The following is a 20,533-nucleotide window of genomic DNA, read 5'->3' as shown; positions in this document are numbered from 1 at the left end:
TACTGTTGTCCGGACCGTTACCGTAAAAGACATTCAAAAGGAGTATAATTATGTCAAAGGTTGCAATTGTAACAGACAGTAACAGCGGCATTACCCAACAGCAGGCACAGGAGCTTGGCATCAGTGTTCTTCCCATGCCCTTTATGATAGAAGGCAAGACTTTTTTTGAGGGAATCAGTCTCTCTCAGGAGGAGTTCTACCAGAAACTGAAAACAGGCGCAGCTATTTCAACCTCACAGCCTTCTCCGGAATCTGTCCTGCAGCTTTGGAAAGACCTTCTGAAGGACTATGACAGTATTGTGCATATTCCCATGAGCAGCGGCCTGAGCGGCTCATGTCAGACGGCCCTTATGCTGGCACAGGATTTTGACGGCAGAGTACAGGTTGTGAATAATCAGCGGATTTCCGTTACCCAGCGCCGTTCCGTCCTGGATGCAAGATATCTGGCTGCCCAGGGAATGGAGGCAGAAGAAATCAAAGATTTTCTGGAAAAGGATAAATACAATTCCAGCATTTATATAATGGTAGATACACTTCTTTATCTGAAGCGCGGAGGACGCATCACGCCGGCTGCAGCGGCACTGGGAACCATTTTAAAAATAAAGCCGGTGCTCCAGATTCAGGGAGAAAAGCTGGATGCCTTCGCAAAGGCGAGAACCACCGCCCAGGGGAAGCAGATCATGATGAATGCCATTAAAAATGACATCACCAAACGCTTCGGAAAGGAGCCAGAGCAGGCAGACATGTGGCTTGACATTGCACATACCAACAATAATGCGGCAGCCCTGGATTTCCGGGAAGAAGTCTTGGGACAGTTCCCCGGATGCGAAAGCTATGTGGATCATCTGTCACTGAGTGTGGCCTGCCACATAGGCCCCGGTGCCCTGGCCGTAACCTGTACCACCAGGAACGGGGAGTAAAAGTGAAAGTTCCTTTCAAACCGCTGATTGATGCAGTATCGCATGAAAAACTGTGATATGCAGGAGGTATATAAATGTCAAATGTACAGAACGAAGAAAAGAAAGGCTTTTTCAGCCAGATAAAAACTGCAGTTGCCAAACCTTCGGGATATCCATCTCTTTCCAGGCTTGGCGGCGGAAGAGCGGCGGGATTTGTTTTTCTGTTTACCTTTTTATATATGCTTGTAATTCTGGTCATTCCCTATATTTTTACCATGATAACCTCTCATGGCTTCCAGGACTATGTGACGGAGTATCTTCCGGATTTTACCATCAGCGCAGGAACGCTGCATATGGATGATACTTTCCGGTATAATTCGGGGGACGTCTATGTCTATGCCGACAGCAGTACGGAATACTTTGAAGAGGATATGGTGCATATTCTCCGGGAAGAGGGATACCGTAAAATTGCCCTGTTTGCCCGTTCCAATTTCATCATGTATTCCGACGGCAGTTTGCAGAGCAGCAGTTATTATGGCATAGGTTCCTTTTCCAGGGAGGATATCCTCCGGTTCCTTCCCTATCTCCATCTGATAATGGCAATCGTTGCTATTGTCTTTTACATTTTCCTTTTCGCCGGATACTTTTTCTCCGCACTTATTTACGGCGTGCTGGGAATTATCGTCCAGAGTATTATGAGAATAACGCTGCCCTTTGGAGCCATCTACAAGCTGGCCCTTTATTCCATGGTTACTCCGCATCTGCTGAAAGCGGTAAACAGCCTTCTGCCCTTCAATATTCCCCGGCTCACCTGGCTCTGCCGCCTTATTACCTGCCTTTATCTGGTTTTTGGCATTAAATACTGCAAAGATCAGTTTGCCGCCGGCCAGTTCACAGGACAGGGCGGTCCATGGTATGGAGCCAATCCTTCCGGAAATGTCCCTTATGGGAATGGTAATCCTTACGGAAATGGAAATTCTTATGGGAATGGGAATCCTTATGGCGGAAGCGCTCCTTACGGAAACGGTAATCCTTATGGTAACGGTAATCCATCAGGTGGAAACGCTCCCTATGGTAATGGAAACCCTTACAACGGAAATGCTCCTTATGGAAACGGAACCCCTTATAATGGAAATGTTCCTTATGGCAATGCCCCTGACAGCAACGGGAATCCCTACGGCGGCAATGCCCCTGACAGCAATGGAAGCTCCTACGGCGGCAATGCCCCTGACAGCAGCGGAATCCCCTACGGCGGTAATGCTACTCACGGTAACGGAAATCCCTGGGACAATCCGCAGTAGGTAATAAATCCTGTTCAGGAAAAGGCAGCGGCCTGTATTCCCTGCAGTTTATAATTTTTTATACCCAGCATAGATTGCCCGAATAAGCGCATCTGTCCCAGTAGGTCCTTCCCGGCCGGTCCCCGGCTCCGGAAGGAAACCGGCTGGGACAGGTGCGTTTATACCGCAAACATAATTTTTGCCTTTTCTTACCCAAACATTTGTGCTACAATAACCCGGGAAGGACAGGCGGCTGACCTGTTTTTTCTTTTCCCAAATCAGTTCCAATGCCGCCGTTACGGCAGAATGTGAGGTTATACATGACAAAAAGCAATAATTATGATGCTTCCAGCATAACGGTCCTTGAAGGACTGGAAGCAGTACGAAAGAGACCCGGTATGTATATCGGAAGCGTATCTACCAAGGGTCTGAATCATTTGATATATGAAATCGTGGACAACGCGGTGGACGAGCATCTGGCCGGCTACTGCGACAGAATCCGGGTCACCCTGGAGGCTGACGGTTCTGCTACCATAGATGACAACGGGCGGGGAATTCCTGTGGGGATGCATGAAAAGGGAGTCAGTGCGGAACGTCTTGTTTTTACCACACTGCATGCGGGCGGTAAATTCGATAATTCCGCATATAAGACGAGCGGCGGCCTCCACGGCGTGGGTTCTTCCGTGGTCAACGCACTGTCCACAAGACTGACCGTGCGGGTGAGAAACGGCGGACTGGTATATGAAGACAGATATGAACAGGGCATTCCTGTCATAGAACTGGAAAACGGCCTGCTTCCTGTGGTGGGGAAATCACGTGAGAGCGGAACCTGTGTTAATTTCCTACCCGATGGCACCATTTTTGAAAAGACCCGTTTCAAAGAGGATGAAGTAAAAAGCCGCCTTCATGAAACTGCTTATCTGAATCCCCAGCTTACCATTGTTTTTGAGGACAAGCGGCGGGAGACTCCTGAGGTTATTGAATTCCACGAGCCGGATGGCATTGTGGGCTTTATCAAGGATTTGAATAAGACGAAGGAAGCCGTCAGCGATATCATTTATTTTTCCGGTGAAAGCGAAGGGATTTCCGTGGAAGTGGCGCTTCAGTATGTGAACGAATTCCATGAAAATGTCCTCGGCTTCTGCAACAATATTTACAATGCGGAAGGCGGCACGCATCTGACCGGTTTTAAGACTATGTTCACCAGCGTGATCAATTCCTACTCCAGGGAGCTGAATATCCTGAAGGAGAAGGACGCCAACTTTACCGGCGCCGATGTCAGGAACGGCATGACGGCGGTGGTGTCCATCAAGCATCCGGATCCCCGTTTTGAGGGACAGACCAAGACCAAGCTGGATAACCAGGATGCCGCCAAGGTGGTCAGCAAGGTGACGGGAGATGAAATCACCCGCTATTTTGACAGAAATCTGGAAACACTGAAAAGTATCATAGGCTGTGCGGAAAAAGCTGCCAAAATCAGGAAAACCGAAGAAAAAGCAAAGACAAACATGCTCACCAAGCAGAAGTTTTCCTTTGATTCCAATGGAAAGCTGGCAAACTGTGAATCCCGGGATCCTTCCAAATGTGAAATTTTCATCGTGGAAGGAGATTCCGCCGGAGGCAGCGCCAAGACGGCAAGGGATCGTTCCTACCAGGCGATCCTTCCCATCAGGGGCAAGATCCTGAATGTGGAGAAAGCCAGCATTGACAAGGTTCTGGCCAATGCGGAAATCAAAACCATGATCAATGCTTTTGGCTGCGGATTTTCAGAAGGCTACGGGAATGACTTTGATATTTCCAAGCTTCGCTACAACAAAATTATTATCATGGCCGATGCGGATGTGGACGGCGCGCATATTTCCACGCTGCTGCTGACGCTTTTTTACCGTTTTATGCCTGAGCTTATTTTTGAAGGACATGTTTATATTGCCATGCCTCCTTTGTATAAGGCCATGCCTTCCAAAGGGAGTGAAGAATATCTCTATGATGATAAAGCGCTGGAGCGCTACAGGAAACGCCATAAAGGCCCGTTTACCCTGCAGCGTTATAAAGGTCTGGGTGAAATGGACGCGCAGCAGCTGTGGGAGACCACGCTGAACCCGGAAACGCGTATGCTCAAGCAGGTGGAAATCGAGGATGCCAGAATGGCTTCCGAGGTTACGGAACTGCTTATGGGTACGGATGTTCCTCCCAGGAAAGCGTTTATCTATGATTATGCACCGGATGCGGAGCTTGATATTTGAGGTTGATTCCGGAGGGCAGCGGGTCGGAGCCGGGTCTGCCTGAGCTTGCAGGCTGCCAACAGGTCAAATATCCTGCCGAAAGGGGCAGGGGTGTTTGACAATCTGTCAGATATAGGAAAGGAAGCAGTAAAAATTGGAAGAAAAGATTATAAAAACAGAATATTCTGAGGTTATGCAGAAATCCTTCATTGATTACGCCATGAGCGTCATCGTGGCGCGTGCGCTTCCCGATATCAGGGACGGGCTGAAGCCGGTGCAGCGCCGGGTTTTATATGATATGCATGAGCTTGGTATCCGCTACGACAGGCCTTATAGAAAAAGCGCCCGTATCGTAGGCGATACCATGGGTAAATACCATCCCCACGGAGACAGCTCCATATATGAAGCGCTGGTGGTGATGTCTCAGGATTTTAAGAAGGGTCTGCCGTTGGTTGACGGTCACGGCAACTTCGGAAACATAGAAGGCGATGGCGCCGCCGCCATGCGTTATACGGAAGCCAGGCTGGAGCAGGTTACACAGGAAGCATTTTTATCGGATCTGGATAAAGATGTGGTGGATTTCGTACCCAACTTTGATGAAACGGAAAAAGAGCCGGGCGTTCTCCCTGTTAAATTCCCCAATCTCCTTGTCAACGGTTCGGAGGGAATTGCAGTTGGTATGGCGACCAGCATACCGCCTCATAACCTGGCTGAAGTAATTGACGCCACCAAGGCTTACATGAAAAATGAAGCCATTACAACAAAGGAACTGATGCGCTATATCCAGGGACCTGATTTTCCCACCGGAGGCATCGTAACCAATAAAGACGATCTGCTTTCCATCTATGAAACCGGCACGGGAAAAATAAAGGTCCGCGGCAAGGTGGACGTGGAAAAAGGAAAAGGCGGCAAAGTAAACGTCGTTATTTCAGAAATCCCTTATCCCATGATCGGTGCCAATATTTCCAAATTTCTCATGGATGTGGCAGCTCTGGCTGAAAATAAGAAAACCCAGGATATCAGCGATATATCCAATCAGTCCTCCAAGGAAGGCATCCGCATCGTAATCGAGCTGCGCAAAGACGCAGACGTGGAAAACTTCATCAACATGCTTTATAAAAAGACGCGGCTGGAAGATACCTTCGGCGTAAATATGCTCGCCATTGCGGACGGAAGGCCGGAGACGCTCGGCATCAAGGGTATTATCAAAGCAAGCGTTGATTTCCAGTATGAGACAGCCACCAGAAAATATGAAAACCTGCTTGCCCGTGAAAACAGTAAGAGAGAAATCCAGGAAGGCTTGATTAAGGCCTGCAATGTAATTGACCTGATCATTGAGATTCTCCGCGGATCCAAGGACAGAGCCATGGCAAAGGCCTGCCTTGTGGAAGGGAAAGTGGACGGTATCAAATTCAAGTCCAGGGAATCCCGCATTATGGCCCAGCAGCTTCAGTTTTCTGACAATCAGGCCAATGCCATTCTGGAAATGCGTCTGTACAAGCTGATCGGCCTGGAGCTTGAAGCGCTCATCAAGGAGCATGAGGAAACGCTGGCCAATATTTACCGTTATGAGGATATTCTTGACAGAAGAGATTCCATGGCCCAGGTCATTATGAATGAACTGGATGATATCAGGAAAAAATTCGGTAGAAAACGCAGAACGGTGATAGATAACTGCGGGGAAGCCGTATTTGAAGAGAAAAAGCTGGAAGAAATGGATGTTGTATTCCTGATGGATCGTTTCGGCTATGCGAAAACCATTGATTTAACCGCCTATGACAGAAACCGTGAGGCGGCGGATGCGGAAAACAAGTTTGTTTTCCAGTGTAAGAATACGGGAAGAATCTGCCTGTTTACCAATAACGGCCAGCTGTATACCGTAAAAGTGCAGGACCTGCCCTTTGGCAAATTCAGGGATAAGGGGATTCCCATTGACAATGTGAGCAACTTCAATTCCTCCCAGGAAGAACTGCTTCTTGTGACGAGCCAGTCCGAGCTGAACCTTTACCGTGTTATTTTCACTACGAGGATGGGGATGATAAAGGTGGTGGACGGCGGGGAATTCGACGTTGCCAAACGCACGGTCGCCGCTACAAAGCTGCAGGAGGGTGACGAAGTGGTAAGCGTCATCATGATGAAGGAACAAAAAAACGTTATTTTGCAGTCTAAAGACGGTTATTTCCTCCGCTTTGGTGTGGATGAAATCCCTGAAAAGAAAAAAGCCGCAATCGGCGTCCGCGGCATGAGGCTCAACGAAGGCGACAGTATAGAAGCGGTTTACTTTACGCATAATGCGGAGGATACCTCCATTCATTATAAGAGCCGCGATCTGGTGCTGAATCAGATAAAAGCCGGAAAGAGGGACGGAAAGGGCACTAAAATCCGCGCATAGGAATAATTGAAAACATTTTCACCAGGGATTGCCTTTTTTTTCACAAACAATTATAATGTGTATCAGATGCAGCCGTAGAGGTTATAAACGGTGATGGTCAGATTACGTTAACTACTTATTGCTACAGTCAGGAGAAAATATGAGAGTTATTGCAGGAGAGGCGCGGAGCCTTCCGTTAAAAGCGCCTGAAGGGATAGACACCAGGCCCACTACGGACCGTATAAAAGAAACGCTGTTTAATATACTGCAGGGAGATATCCCCGGAAGTATTTTTATAGACCTTTGCAGCGGCAGCGGATCCATAGGGATCGAGGCCATAAGCCGCGGGGCGAAAAGAGCTTATTTTGTGGAAAATGCAGTAAAGCCCGCCAAATGTATTCAGGACAACCTGAATTTTACCAGGTTTACGGACAGGGGAGTGCTTCTTAAGCAGGATGTGGTATCCGCACTGGGCAGCATCCATGAAAAAGAGGTTGATATTATTTTTATGGATCCTCCTTATCAGGCCGGTCTGGAAGAGCCTGTCCTGGGGGCGTTATCCCGTGCGGACTATGTGACGGAGGATACGCTCATTATTATGGAAGCCGAACTTGGCAGGGACTTTTCCTTTGCAGAAGATTATGGCTTTGAAGTGGTGAGAGAGAAGAAATATAAAACGAATAAACATGTTTTTATGAAACTCAGGAAAACGGAGCAATAATATTATGAAAGCAGCAATTTATCCGGGCAGCTTTGATCCGGTTACCTTCGGCCATCTTGATGTTATCAGGCGGGCCGCGTCGATTTTTGACGAATTAACAGTCAGCGTGTTGAACAATACCCAGAAGACTCCGTTGTTTTCTGTGGAAGAACGTGTTAGAATACTAGAGGAAGCCACAAAGGATCTGCCTAATGTCAAAGTGGATTCTTTTTCCGGGCTTCTGATTGATTATGCCAGGAAGAAGGATGTACATGTGGCGATACGCGGTCTGCGCGCTATAACGGACTTCGAATATGAACTGCAGATAGCCCAGACGAACCGGAAGCTTTCCGGTGGAGAGCTGGATACTATCTTTTTAACGACCAGCCTGGAATATGCCTATCTGAGTTCCTCCAGTGTGAAGGAAATCGCAGAATTTCACGGCGATATTTCCCAGTGCGTACCGGAATTTGTGGCAAGACTTGTATATGAAAAATTTGGACATGAATATAAGCAGCAGCCCCTGGCAGAACGCTTATAAAGGAGAAAAGCATGAGCAGCAGAATCGAACAATTAATTGACGAAATCGAAGAATATATCGACAGCTGTAAGTACCAGCCCCTTTCCAACAGCAAAATTATTGTGAATAAGGAAGAACTGGAAGAACTGCTTCGAGAGCTTCGGATGAAGACTCCTGATGAAATCAAGCGCTATCAGAAAATTATCAATAACAAGGAAGCCATTCTCAATGATGCCCGTGAAAAGGCGGAGGCCCTGATCAACGAGGCTACCGTACATACCAGCGAACTGATAAATGAACATGAAATCATGCAGCAGGCATATGCACAGGCCAACGAAATCGTCAACCTTGCAACCCTGCAGGCGCAGGAAATCCTAGATAATGCCACAGTGGAGGCCAACAGTGTGAAAGCTTCCGCAATCCAGTATACGGACGACATCCTTGCCAATCTGGAAAGCATCATCGGCCACGGCATTGACATTGCCACCGATCATTACGGCCAGCTCATCAATGATCTGAACAGCTGCCTGAATATTGTACAGTCCAACCGCATGGAGCTGCGCCCGGATGAAGAGGATGATACCTCTTCCCTGCCTAACCTTTCCGCAGCGGAGGATGGCGGAGACAACAGCAATCTGAATCTGGATATTCTGTAATTACGGCAATCCGGGGCAGACTGCCACAAAAATAATTCAACCTTCGGGCTGTGTTTCATCACCTGGAACACAGCCTTGTTTTATACCGGAGTAACGCGGAAGAGAGATACATTTATTTTTTTAGCAAAAGCGTGTCAAAGCGCGTACATTGGAGCCAGGCTGAAACAGGATACCTCAACCTTCCCGAATTTAAAGCGTGCCCGGCACGCAGATTGGAGTACATATGAAAAAAAGAACAGCAGCTGCAGTATTTCTTCTGGCTGCCTGTGTGCTGGCATTCATTCCGAAAACACAGGCGCAGGCAAAGGAACCGGTCATTGTGGTAATTGATCCCGGTCACGGCGGGGATCAGAACCGGGGAGGAGAAGTCCTTCCGCAATACGTGGAAAAGAATCTGACACTCCAGGTGGCACAGTCCATGAAACAGACACTGGAACAGTTTGAAGGTGTCCAGGTCTACCTTACCAGGACTAACGACCAGGAGCTTTCCCTGGAACAGCGGGCTCAGATTGCAAAAGCCTGCAATGCTGATTTTTTGTTTTCCCTTCATTTTAATATGTCAGGAGAGCATAATCTGTACGGAACGGAGGTCTGGACCTCCGCCTTTGGTAAATATTTTTCGGCGGGCCAGACCTTCGGCCGCCTGCAGCTGGCTGAGATGTCCCAATATGGACTCTATGCCAAAGGGGTAAAGACGCGGCTCAACAGCCGCGGAACCGACTATTACGGCGTTATCCGCGCGTCCAGGGCACTGGATCTTCCCTGTGTCATCATTGAGCACTGCTATATGGATCATGCCATTGACAGCCCCCAGATTAACACACCACAAAAGTTGGCGGCCTTTGGCGTAAGCGATGCGATCGCCGTGGCTAAATACTTCCGTTTGAAATCTCCGGCGCTGGGGCTGGATTATACCGGGTTCCAATATCCGGTGATATCAGCTCCTTCAGGAACCGCGGCTCCTGATACCACGCCTCCGGAAAATGTGGTTATGACCGTCAACAACGCCGACCTGGCCACTGGAAAGGTTGATATTACCCTGACCGCTTCCGATCCCCAGTCAGGCCTTTTATACTACAGCTACACCCTGGACGGCGGAATTACCTGGTCCACCCTGTACCCCTGCGCAGGCACCAACACCATTCAGTTCTCCATCACGGTGCCCGCCAACACCACTCCCATTCTCCAGTGCCGCGTCTACAACGGCTATGACATCAAAGCCGAAAGCAATATCGCCATCCCTGGAACCTTTGCAACACGCTGAGCGAAAAGCTGCCGGAAACGGCAGCTTTTCTTAATGGTGTTATCTGAATATGGACACAGGGTAGGAAAATTTCCTCAGTGCACATCAGCTAACCGGCAAACACCCACAAATAAAAACCAAAGGCAGCCACAGTCTGAACGACCTTATGAGCCACATAATTTCCCAGCGATAGATCCGTTTCCCGAATCATACTGTAGGTCTGTGCAATACAGGACAGCCCGCCGAAGGGTAGAAGCACGTATCCCCAGAAAGCCATGGAACGGGGAAGGCGTGACAGCCCGCTGGTGATTTCCAGGACACAGCCCAGCAGTGTTTCCAGCTTCGTCAGCCTGCTGGGAAGCAGGATATCTGGAATCAGATTCAGAAGATTGAACAGAATCATATATCCCCCCAAAGAGGCGATGGAGCATAGAGCAGACACGATGGAATTCTGTGTTTCCTCCAGCAAAGACGGAGCCCTGGCGACTGCCGGAGATGCCGGGGAAATGGAGGCTGCATGAAGCCCGTTTTTTTCTCCCAAAGGCTTTGCCCTGCCGGATGGGGCTGAGGAGGGCAGGAATGCCCGCATGGGAATATCCCTGTAGAGCGTATAGCGCAGAACCAGCCCGTAAAGGAAGGGAAGCAGATACATGCCTGCCAGAAAGATTAGCGGACGTTCCACCGGAAACAGGTGCAGGACAAAGCCTGTAAAATAAACAGGACCGATATTATTGCAGAAGGCCAGCATCAGTTCTGCCTCCCTGCGGGAAAGCTTTCCCCGCTGATAGCTTTCCGCCGTCACCCGCGCCCCCATGGGAAATCCGCACAGAAAACCGATAACCAGACAGTACAGACAGGAATCCGACAGCCTGAACAGCGGTTTGAGCACGGGAGAGAAGAGATGGGCAAAGCTGTCTGAAAGATTCATGCGGATAAGTATCCCGGACAGAATCATAAAGGGAAGAAGCGTGGGAATCATTTTCTGGAACCACAGATTCAGCCCTGTGAGGGAAAGGATCAGCGCTTTGTCACTTTCCAGAAGCATGGCTGTCGTCAGAAAAGCGAACAGGCAGAGAAACGATACTTTTTTCAAATACGCCGCCCGCTCCTGCCGTTTTGCTGCAAAGCGGGGCTGCTGTTTAAAGAAAAACATTCTTAAGTCCTCCTTCCAACGCCTGCAGTCCCGACTTGTAAGAATGCAGGGAATCATGTATACTTTACGTAGCTGTCCGGCAGTCCGGGGATTTGCGTCTGCTTAAAGAAAGCGATACATGAAAACGATTCAGGAACGCCGGACCGCTGCATTCAATCCCATTAATAAAAGCTATGTTCTCCTGGCGCCCGGAATGACAGAATTATTGAATTACAGCGATAACTGTAACAGTAAAAATGTGAACGTCGTTATTTCAAAGCCGCCGGACAACTGCCGCTTAAGAAAGGAAATACAAATGCTTCGACTGGATAAATATTTATGTGATATGAAAGCCGGTACAAGAAGCCAGGTAAAGGCGCTTATCCGAAAAGGGCAGGTTACGGTAAACGGCCTCCCTGTCAAAAGTCCGGAAATGAAAATAGAGGAAAATTCCGATCAGGTCTGTGTAAACGGAAAAAGTATTTCCTATGCCAGACATGTTTACTTCATGTTGAACAAGCCTGCAGGCTGCGTATCCGCCACGCAGGACAACCATGACAAAACAGTGCTTCAGCTGATGCGGGAGCAAAAGGGAGCCTTTGATGACGCCCTGCTGCAAAGAGAGCTTTTCCCCGTGGGCCGGCTGGATAAAGACACGGAGGGACTTCTCCTTATTACGGATGACGGAGAACTGGCCCATCGGCTGCTTTCCCCGGCGGCGCATGTGGAGAAAACCTACTATGTGGAAATTGACGGCCCGCTCACCGATGCGCAGCAAAACAGCCTGCAGGAGGGCGTGGATATCGGAGAAAAAAGCCTGACCCGTCCCGCCATACTGAAAGAAATGCCGGGGCTGTCTTTTCACCATGCCGATGCCGCATCCGCATGGCAGCTGACAATTACGGAAGGAAAATTCCACCAGGTAAAACGTATGATGCAGGCGGTGGGGAGAAATGTGGTTTATCTGAAACGGCTCCGTATGGGAACGCTGCTTCTGGATGAAACGCTGGCCCCGGGCGCTTTCAGGCCTCTGACTGCTAAGGAGCTTTCGGACCTGCAGTAAGAAAAGGGGAAACATAATGATGATGAATGGAATAGAAGCGGTGATTTTTGATTTGGACGGTTCGCTTGTGGACTCCATGTGGATATGGAAGGATATTGATATCGATTATCTGGGACGCTTCGGCCTGGTACCTCCGCCGGATCTTTCCCGGGAAATTGAGGGGAAGAGTTTTTCGGAAACAGCTGCTTACTTCAAGGAGCGTTTCAGCCTGCCGGACTCTGTGGAGCAGATTAAGGCGGACTGGAACCGGATGGCTTGGGACAAATATATGAATGAGGTACCTTTAAAGGACGGTGTCGGCGAATACCTGGACTGGTGCTTAAGCAAAGATATCAGGCTGGGAATTGCCACCAGCAATTCCCGGGAGCTTGTAAACAGCATAGCCCGGGTACATGGACTGGAACATGTATTTCAATGTATTATGACAAGCTGTGATGTGGGCAGAGGAAAGCCGGCCCCTGATATTTATCTGGCGGTCGCCGGACAACTGGGCATACCGCCCCGGGCCTGCCTTGTCTTTGAAGATATCATTCCCGGAATTTTAGCCGGCAAGGCCGCCGGAATGAAGGTCTGCGCTGTAGAGGATGCCTATTCTCTGGATCAGGCGGAAGAAAAAAAGGCGCTTGCCGATTATTATATCAGTCATTTTTCGGAAGTTTTACAGGGGTGAAAGCGTATGCTTTCATCCATCAAATACCTTCGCGGCAGTCGCCAAATATCCATGCAGGCGATACCTGGCCCGTTGCCCGCGGAAATCAAAGACCCCGCTGCAAGCAACGGGGTATCAAACTTGCAGCGCTGCAGAGCAGCGGGGTATTTGACCCTCGCGGCAGTCGCCAAATATCCATGCAAGCATGGATACTTGGCTCGTTGCTCGCGGGAATAAATTGTGCGCTATGGCGCAAGGATAGGAGCAAAAATGTCAGTTACCGGATTTTTACCGATTACAAAAAAAGAGATGGAAGAGAGAGGCATTACACAGCCGGATTTTGTCTATGTCATAGGCGATGCCTATGTGGATCACCCTTCCTTCGGACATGCCATTATCAGCCGCATCTTGGAAGCCCACGGCTACAGTGTGTGCATCATATCCCAGCCCGACTGGAAGGATGAAAAAAGCATTGCCGTTTTTGGATGCCCAAGGCTGGGCTTTCTTGTTTCCGCCGGAAATATGGATTCCATGGTGAATCATTATTTTGTATCCAGAAAACACAGGCCGAACGATGCTTATACGCCGGGGGGAGAGGCCGGAAAGCGTCCGGATCATGCCACGGTGGTGTACTGTAACCTGATCCGCCGCGTTTACCGCACGGTTCCCATCATTATCGGCGGCATAGAAGCCAGTCTGCGCAGAATGGCGCATTATGATTACTGGAGCGATTCCTTCAAGCGTTCCATTCTTCTGGACAGTCAGGCGGATCTGATTTCCTATGGCATGGGGGAAAAGTCCATCGTGGAAATTGCAGATGCCTTAAACAGCGGAATCGAGGTAAAGGATATTACCTTTATTCCGGGCACTGTTTATAAGACGAAGGACATTTCAGGAATTTATGACGGAATCCTGCTGCCGTCCTATGAAGAGATGAAAGCGGATAAGAAAAAATATGCCGACAGCTTTATGATTCAGTATACCAATACGGATCCCTTCAACGGAAAAGCCCTCCTGGAAGGCTATCCGAGCGGTCAGTACGTGGTACAGAACCCGCCTCAGGAGCCGCTTTCCATAGAAGAGATGGATGATGTTTATGCGCTGCCCTATATGCGTACCTATCATCCTTCCTATGAAGAAAAAGGCGGCGTCCCCGCCATCAGTGAAATCAAATTTTCCCTGATCAGCAACAGGGGCTGCTTCGGCGGGTGCAATTTCTGTGCGCTGACCTTCCATCAGGGACGCACTGTGCAGGTCAGGAGCCATGAGTCCATCCTGGAAGAGGCGGAGCTGATTACCAAGGATAAGGATTTTAAGGGATATATCCACGATGTGGGCGGCCCCACCGCTAATTTCCGGGCGCCCTCCTGCGAAAAACAGCTGGTTCACGGCGTCTGCAAGGATCGTCAGTGCCTGTTCCCCAGGCCATGCCCCAACCTGAAAGCCGATCACCAGGACTATCTGGAGCTTCTGCGCCGCCTGCGCAGTCTGCCCGGCGTCAAGAAGGTCTTCATCCGTTCCGGCATCCGGTTCGACTATCTGCTGGCGGATAAGGAGGATACTTTTTTCCGGGAGCTGGTTCTCCATCATATCAGCGGCCAGCTGAAGGTGGCGCCGGAGCATATTTCCGACGCCGTACTCTGCCGTATGGGAAAACCGGAAAATGCGGTATACGAGCGCTTCCGGAAAAAATATAAGAAGCTCAATGAAGAACTGGGAATGAATCAGTATCTGGTGCCATATCTCATGTCCTCCCACCCAGGCTCCACCCTGAAGGAAGCAGTGGAGCTGGCCGAATATCTCCGCGACCTTGGCTACATGCCGGAGCAGGTACAGGATTTTTATCCTACGCCCTCCACGGTATCCACGGTTATGTATTATACAGAAATCGATCCCAGGGACGGAAAGCCTGTATATGTGTGCAAAAATCCTCATGAAAAGGCGATGCAGCGCGCCCTGATCCAATACAGGAACCCAAAAAATTACGATCTGGTATGCGAAGCGCTCGCAAAAGCCGGTCGGACGGATTTGATAGGCTTTGATAAAAAATGCCTGATACGCCCCCGCAGGCAGAGCGCCGGCAATGCCAAAGGCGCCGGGAAAGATATGGATATTTCCTACGGCAGGAAAAACCTGAAATCCCCGGCTCCCGGGGCAAAAACGGGACAAAAGCCTGCAAAAAAGAAAACCATCCGGAATGTCCACCGGAAAAAGTAGAGGTATCCCATGGTTAACCGTTTGTTCGGAATATGCTACCAGCTGATGCAGCGGGATAAAATTCCTGCAAAGGAGCTGGCAGAAAGATATGAGGTGTCGGTGCGCACCATCTACCGTGATGTGGAAATACTCAGTATGGTCGGCGTCCCCATCTATGCCAGCAAGGGCAGAAGCGGAGGCATCTCCCTGCTGGATCACAGCCTTATTGATAAAATGTTCATCACGCCGGAAGAAAAAAAGCAGATCCTGGCCGCGCTGGAAAGCCTGCAGGAGGTGGAGCCTTCCGAAAGCTCACAGCTGCTGCGGAAACTGGGTGATTTTTTCCAGACGCCCGCTGCCGCCTGGGTTTCCGTGGACTTTTCCGACTGGAGCGGGAGAAGGCAGGAGCTGTTTAATCTTCTGAAAAATGCCATCCTTCAGTCCCGGGTTATTTCTTTTGATTATTATACAAGCGACGGGCGGGTGGAACGGCGCGTTGTGGAGCCGGTCCAGCTGTGGTTTAAAAGCCGTGCCTGGTACCTGCGCGCCTGGTGCCGCGGCAGAAAGGCCATGCGCACCTTCAAAATCCTGCGCATTAAGCGTCCGGAATGCCTGGATGAGTATTTCCTTCCCCGAAACATGCCTGTGGCGGAAGAGTCGGGCACTGCCCAAAATGCGGCGCCTGAAAATCCGGCGACAGACATCAGGCTGGAGATCGATGCATCCCAGACGTACCGGATATACGACTTCTTTGAAGAGGAAGAAATCTCTGTTATGGATAACGGTAATTTCCTTGTGAACACCTCCTATGTGGCGGATGACTGGGTATACAGCCTGATTATTTCCCTGTGCCCTCATGTGCGGATAATCGAGCCTTTGTGGCTGAAGGAAAAAATAGCGGGTATGCTGCAAAAGTCTCTTGAAAATATCTGAAGTGAAAATCTTTCAAGGTGAAAATCTGAAGAAAATATGACATACTGTTGTCAGCTTTTCCATGTTACAATTAAAGGAAAAGGGAGGATGAACCATGCTGGAAATTCCTGAAAGCCATGTAATTGCCGGACAGCTCAATGAAACAATCCGGGGGAAGACCATCTCCTTCGTTGAGGCCGGCCATACCCCTCATTCCTTTACCTGGTATTCCGAAAAACCGGAGCTTTATGACGACCTGCTCTCCGGAAAGAAAATCGGATGCAGCCGGGCGGTGGGAGGAATGGTGGAAATAGAAGCACAGGACTGCAGGCTGCTGATACAGGACGGCGCTTCGCCCCGTTTTTACGAAGAAGGGAAAGCCCCTTCGAAGCATCAGCTGTTTGTGGAATTTGACGACGGTACGGCGCTTGCCTGCTCGGTGCAGATGTACGGAGGCATCTGGGCTTTTCATGAGGGGGAAAACAACAATCCTTATTACCTCACTGCATTGGAAAAACCGTCTCCCTTATCAGAGGCCTTCGATTTTCCTTATTTCCTTTCCCTTCGTGATGAAGACAGCGGCAGGCTTTCCGCGAAGGCCTTTCTTGCCACCAAACAGCGCATTCCGGGCCTGGGAAACGGAACGCTGCAGGACATCCTTTTTACCTGCGGCATCCATCCGAAGCGGAAGATGGAGGAAGTATCCGGGACAGAATACCGCAGTATGTATGATGCGGTAAAGAATGTACTGGCCGAAATGGCTGCGAAAGGCGGCCGGGATACGGAAAAGGATCTGTTTGCAAGACCCGGAGGCTATACCACCATCCTGAGTAAGAAAACACTCTGGACTCCCTGTCCTCGCTGCGGCTATGAGCTGCGCAAGGGAGCTTATCTGGGCGGAACCATATATTACTGCGAACACTGTCAGTCATAGTCCGGTCACGAAGCCATCCCGTACGGCGGTACGGACCTGCGCTGCTGCAATACCGAAAAACAAACTGCTGCCGTGCACAGCAGGCTGGCATAAGTAAATATAATTTTTGTTGAAACCTTCCGCAGACATGCTACAATGATAGTATGGCTGCGGAAAGTTTTTGGCCGGACAGGGCGGTTCCTGAAAAGAATGGCCGCGAATGTTCCCCGCAGCTGTATAATCACCGTATCCTTTGGTACAGACTATAATATCTTCCGGGAACCGCAGAAAATGTATCTGCGGGCTGTTTTGTCATAGATGGGCTGTTCTGAGAAAGAGGCCTGAGAAAGAAGGGGTATTTATGCTGTACCGGACAGGATGTATTTTAACTGGTTATTTGTGCGGATGTTTTCTTACGGCGGAGGCGGTATCCAGACATGCCGCAGGAAAAAGCGCCTCCCGGCTTGGAACCGGGAACCCGGGAATGGCCAATATCATGGCCCAGCTGGGATTCAAATGGGGGCTGCTTGTTCTTGCAGGCGATCTGCTTAAGACGCTGTTTCCCTGCATGCTCTGCCGTTTTCTTCTGTTTCCCCGGCTCGGCAGGAATGCTGTTCTCTATGCGGGCATCGGTGTGGCAGCAGGGCATAATTTTCCTTTCTGGAACCGTTTCCGCGGCGGGAAGGGCGTTGCCGTAACCTGCATGACACTGTTTATATTTTCACCGGGTTTCGGCTTTCTTTCCTGCGTTTTAGGAGGATGCCTTGTCCTCTTGAGTAAATCACTGACACTGGGAGCGCTGGCTATCCCCCTATTATTTTTATGGCCGGCATTTACCGTTTATGGCAGTGAGGCGGGCGTCCTTTCCTGCATTCTGGCTGCCATGATGCTTCAGAAGCATTTTCTGCCGTTCCTGGATTATCTGCACGGAAATGGAACAAAAATTGATCTGATCGCCAAAGCGCAGTCAAAGCTGCGGGAAAGGAAGTGACAATGGAGGAGCGAACCCCTGCTGGCTCTAAAAAAGACTGGAAGGCCTTCTTCTGGGATAAGCTGCGCGGCCTGGGCCGGGAACTTAAAAGTCTGTTCGTGTATTTTCCCGCAGCACAGGGCTGTATCTGGCTTTTTACCCTGTTTTTTACCCTTATGCTGGGAGAACTTTTCTCCGAGTCCATCTATGATGTCCTGGAAAAGGCCCTTCCTTTTCTGGTTTTCTATGGGACCGGCTGCTTTTTTGCGGAAGCTGTGTACCAGAAGACGGAAAAGCTGCGACTTAGGGCGGTCCTGTATATCCTGTCCGTGATTCCCGCATTTCTGTTGACATGGCTGTTATACCTGGAACCTGAATCCTTTTTCCTGGGGCAGGATGCCCTCACTATCAGCTTTTATCTTCCCGGATATATTGTGGGCTATGAAGTGATTGTTATTTCCATAGCCGTTTATCTGTGTTTTTTAAGGACCAGATTGTCGCTTGAACAATATCTTGGCCGTGTTTTTGCCGCAGTTGTGCGCATCAGCATTATCTATTTTATTCTGATGATAGGCACAAGCATGGTGGTCGGCATATTCATTGAACTTTTTGACGGAGCTTTTTCTCTCTACATTCAGGTACAGTGCCTTCTCCTTGGCCTGTATTATATCCCGGCCCTGCTTCGCAGCGTGCTTCCGGATGAAAAAGAGGACAGCCGTTTTGCGGAGGTACTGATCAAATATATTCTCAGCGGGCTTGTTATCAGTGCATTTGCAGTTATTTATGCCTATGTGCTGAAAATCCTGCTTTTCCGGGATATGCCATCCAATGCGGTATTCCGTATCCTTACGGGTCTGTTCGCCGCAGGGCTTCCTGTATGGACGATGAACTCCTGCTATTCACAGAAAAATCCTCTCCTGAAGCTTACCCGGCTGCTCCCTTATCTGTTTTCACCGCTGATTCTGCTGCAGGCTTATTCCATCGGCATCCGTATATATGAAAACGGCGTAACGCCCCTCAGATATCTCTGCGTGCTGCTTTTGTTTTTTGAAATCATATATGTCTCAGTATATTATTTCAAAAGACAGGCCGTGTGTCTGCTGATACCGTTGTTTGCCGTCTTTACTGCAGCAGCCTGTTTTGTTCCCGGGATCAACATGGCCCGCTTTTCCCTGAACAGCCAGCAAAACGCCCTGCATAAATACATAATGGCAGAAGAATCATCGGCACTCACCCAAAGGCAGATCGACAAAGCTGCCGGAGCCTACTGGTACCTGAGGGAAGAACCAACCGGAAAGGCCTGGCTACAGTCGCTTCCGGAGGAAGATAAAGCAAAGCTGGAAAATCTGAAATCCGGCAGTCCGATAGAATATGAAGATTTCCGTCATTTTTACTATTCCATCAAAAATACCGCAATTGACATTTCAGGTTATAATACCTGTTATCCCATACAGGTATCGGCCAGAGACAACGCCGAAAATTTCACCGCCTATCAGATCGTCTATGGAGGAAGCAGCTCTGCCATTGTGAACCTTGCCGCGTACCTTAACAATTTCCCGGACGAAAGCGAGGAAACCGCAGAGGCCTATTTTGAGAAGCACCATGAAATACCCATTGATCCCTACCGTAAACTATATTTGGAATACCTGTCCTATAATTATGACCGTGTGGGAGAAACCTATACTTATATATCCTTCCACGGTTATCTGCTGGAAAAATAGAAAAGGAGAAAGAGACATGAATATTGCAATTATCACCGGAGCCTCCTCCGGAATCGGAAAAGAATTTGCCCTGCAGCTGGATGCCGGACTCTATACGATAGATGAGTTCTGGCTCATAGCAAGAAGAAAAGACCGTCTGGAGGAGCTTGCCTGCGACCTGGACCATATGGCTAAAACAATCCCCCTTGATCTGACTCAGGAAGCGGATATGGAGCATTTACGGGCCCTTCTGAGAAAAGAACGCCCCGCAGTCCGTATGCTCATAAACTGTTCCGGCTATGGCATCATGGGACAATTCTCCGAAATCGACTCCCGTGAACAGGTTGGCATGATTGACTTAAACTGCCGGGCCCTCACAGAAATCACCCATGCCTGCCTGCCCTATATGAAAAAAAACAGCCGCATCATCCAGCTGGCAAGCAGCGCCGCCTTCCTGCCCCAGCCCGGCTTCGCCGTATATGCAGCCAGCAAATCCTACGTCCTCAGCTTTTCCCGCGCCCTGAGCGAAGAACTTCGATCCAGAAAAATCTACGTCACTGCCGTCTGCCCCGGCCCGGTTCAGACCGAGTTCTTCGACCGCGCTGAAAAATACGCCGCCACCCTTGCTATCAAAAAATATACGATGGTCACCCCGCAGTCCGTGGTCCGCGCTGCTTTAACCGCCTCCGCCAGGAAATGCCCCCTTTCCACATACAGCCCGCTGATAAAAGCCTTTCGTCTTCTTGCCAAGGTAATCCCGCATACCTTGATTTTGAAAGCCATGAGACTGGTTAAGTAGCAAAAATTGCGGATGGTTGTAACGGTTATACAAATAAATATTATCGGAAATTATTGCAGAAACTATATTCGTATGCTACAATCGTGACAAGCAATGATTTCAACAAATCTTTTTATCTTTTAAGATTCTGCGCCGCTCTGTGAAGGCAATTCAGCCCACAGACCGGTATCTGCACGCAGCTTCGCGTGTGCATGGACGACATATGTACAGACTTCTGCCTGACGGAGGTTTTCTTTTTTACATGTGTACGGAAATGCATGAACTCCTTGCTGACAAAAGAATAAGCAGGGAGGACAAAGCGGCTGCCG

17 protein-coding genes are annotated in these 20,533 nt (G+C 49.4%); 16 read left to right on the top strand and 1 reads right to left on the bottom strand.

Translation table 11 applies throughout. The features are described from left to right. Positions 1-50 precede the first annotated feature (50 nt). The 8 genes from HMPREF1548_RS00095 (at position 51) to HMPREF1548_RS00055 (ending at position 9,912) form a co-directional block, all read left to right on the top strand. Positions 51-920: a DegV family protein gene (locus HMPREF1548_RS00095; RefSeq protein ID WP_021633549.1), complete on the top strand. Its 870-nt coding sequence runs from the start codon at positions 51-53 to the stop codon at positions 918-920. Positions 921-994: 74 nt separating this feature from the next. Further along, positions 995-2,200, top strand: a complete 1,206-nt coding sequence (locus HMPREF1548_RS00090; RefSeq protein ID WP_021633548.1) for a DUF1189 domain-containing protein — start codon at positions 995-997, stop codon at positions 2,198-2,200. Between the two features lie 299 nt (positions 2,201-2,499). After that, on the top strand, positions 2,500-4,422 hold the full coding sequence (locus tag HMPREF1548_RS00080; RefSeq protein WP_021633546.1) for a DNA gyrase/topoisomerase IV subunit B: 1,923 nt from the start codon (positions 2,500-2,502) through the stop codon (positions 4,420-4,422). A 133-nt stretch (positions 4,423-4,555) separates the two neighbouring features. Next, positions 4,556-6,793: a DNA gyrase/topoisomerase IV subunit A gene (locus tag HMPREF1548_RS00075; RefSeq protein ID WP_021633544.1), complete on the top strand. Its 2,238-nt coding sequence runs from the start codon at positions 4,556-4,558 to the stop codon at positions 6,791-6,793. 139 nt (positions 6,794-6,932) lie between these two features. After that, complete coding sequence (rsmD, locus tag HMPREF1548_RS00070) at positions 6,933-7,493, top strand: 16S rRNA (guanine(966)-N(2))-methyltransferase RsmD (protein WP_021633543.1); 561 nt, start codon at positions 6,933-6,935, stop codon at positions 7,491-7,493. Between the two features lie 4 nt (positions 7,494-7,497). Next, positions 7,498-8,013 carry a pantetheine-phosphate adenylyltransferase gene (gene coaD, locus HMPREF1548_RS00065; protein WP_021633542.1) on the top strand — a complete coding sequence of 172 codons (516 nt, stop codon included), beginning with the start codon at positions 7,498-7,500 and terminating at the stop codon, positions 8,011-8,013. Positions 8,014-8,024: 11 nt separating this feature from the next. Beyond that, positions 8,025-8,648, top strand: a complete 624-nt coding sequence (locus tag HMPREF1548_RS00060) for a hypothetical protein (protein WP_021633541.1) — start codon at positions 8,025-8,027, stop codon at positions 8,646-8,648. Between the two features lie 223 nt (positions 8,649-8,871). Beyond that, positions 8,872-9,912 (top strand): N-acetylmuramoyl-L-alanine amidase, encoded by a 1,041-nt coding sequence (locus HMPREF1548_RS00055; protein WP_021633540.1) that lies wholly within the window; start codon positions 8,872-8,874, stop codon positions 9,910-9,912. An 88-nt stretch (positions 9,913-10,000) separates the two neighbouring features. Here the strand turns inward: HMPREF1548_RS00055 and HMPREF1548_RS00050 are convergent, their stop codons facing one another. Next, a complete protein-coding gene (locus tag HMPREF1548_RS00050) occupies positions 10,001-11,044 on the bottom strand; it encodes a nucleoside recognition domain-containing protein (protein WP_021633539.1) in 1,044 nt (347 codons plus the stop codon). A 118-nt stretch (positions 11,045-11,162) separates the two neighbouring features. Between HMPREF1548_RS00050 and HMPREF1548_RS00045 the strand changes: the two genes are divergently transcribed. From HMPREF1548_RS00045 to HMPREF1548_RS00005, 8 genes are all read left to right on the top strand, one after another. Beyond that, positions 11,163-12,086 (top strand): pseudouridine synthase, encoded by a 924-nt coding sequence (locus HMPREF1548_RS00045; RefSeq protein ID WP_021633538.1) that lies wholly within the window; start codon positions 11,163-11,165, stop codon positions 12,084-12,086. Between the two features lie 16 nt (positions 12,087-12,102). Beyond that, positions 12,103-12,756 carry an HAD family hydrolase gene (locus HMPREF1548_RS00040; RefSeq protein WP_021633537.1) on the top strand — a complete coding sequence of 218 codons (654 nt, stop codon included), beginning with the start codon at positions 12,103-12,105 and terminating at the stop codon, positions 12,754-12,756. Positions 12,757-13,005: 249 nt separating this feature from the next. Continuing rightward, positions 13,006-14,952 carry a YgiQ family radical SAM protein gene (locus HMPREF1548_RS00035; RefSeq protein WP_021633535.1) on the top strand — a complete coding sequence of 649 codons (1,947 nt, stop codon included), beginning with the start codon at positions 13,006-13,008 and terminating at the stop codon, positions 14,950-14,952. A gap of 9 nt (positions 14,953-14,961) precedes the next feature. Next, positions 14,962-15,864, top strand: a complete 903-nt coding sequence (locus tag HMPREF1548_RS00030) for a helix-turn-helix transcriptional regulator (protein ID WP_021633534.1) — start codon at positions 14,962-14,964, stop codon at positions 15,862-15,864. 94 nt (positions 15,865-15,958) lie between these two features. Then, on the top strand, positions 15,959-16,777 hold the full coding sequence (locus tag HMPREF1548_RS00025) for a hypothetical protein (RefSeq protein ID WP_021633533.1): 819 nt from the start codon (positions 15,959-15,961) through the stop codon (positions 16,775-16,777). A gap of 340 nt (positions 16,778-17,117) precedes the next feature. Next, on the top strand, positions 17,118-17,747 hold the full coding sequence (locus HMPREF1548_RS00015; RefSeq protein ID WP_083492894.1) for a glycerol-3-phosphate acyltransferase: 630 nt from the start codon (positions 17,118-17,120) through the stop codon (positions 17,745-17,747). Positions 17,748-17,749: 2 nt separating this feature from the next. Continuing rightward, positions 17,750-19,447: a DUF4153 domain-containing protein gene (locus HMPREF1548_RS00010; protein ID WP_021633529.1), complete on the top strand. Its 1,698-nt coding sequence runs from the start codon at positions 17,750-17,752 to the stop codon at positions 19,445-19,447. 16 nt (positions 19,448-19,463) lie between these two features. Further along, positions 19,464-20,225, top strand: coding sequence for an SDR family NAD(P)-dependent oxidoreductase (locus tag HMPREF1548_RS00005; RefSeq protein WP_021633528.1), 762 nt, complete (start codon positions 19,464-19,466; stop codon positions 20,223-20,225). Positions 20,226-20,533: the final 308 nt, after the last annotated feature.

The organism is Clostridium sp. KLE 1755 (assembly GCF_000466465.2).
In the GTDB taxonomy this organism is placed as follows: Bacteria; Bacillota; Clostridia; order Lachnospirales; family Lachnospiraceae; genus Eisenbergiella; species Eisenbergiella porci.
Note: the sequence above shows the minus strand (reverse complement) of the source record. Positions and strands in the feature narration are given on the sequence as shown.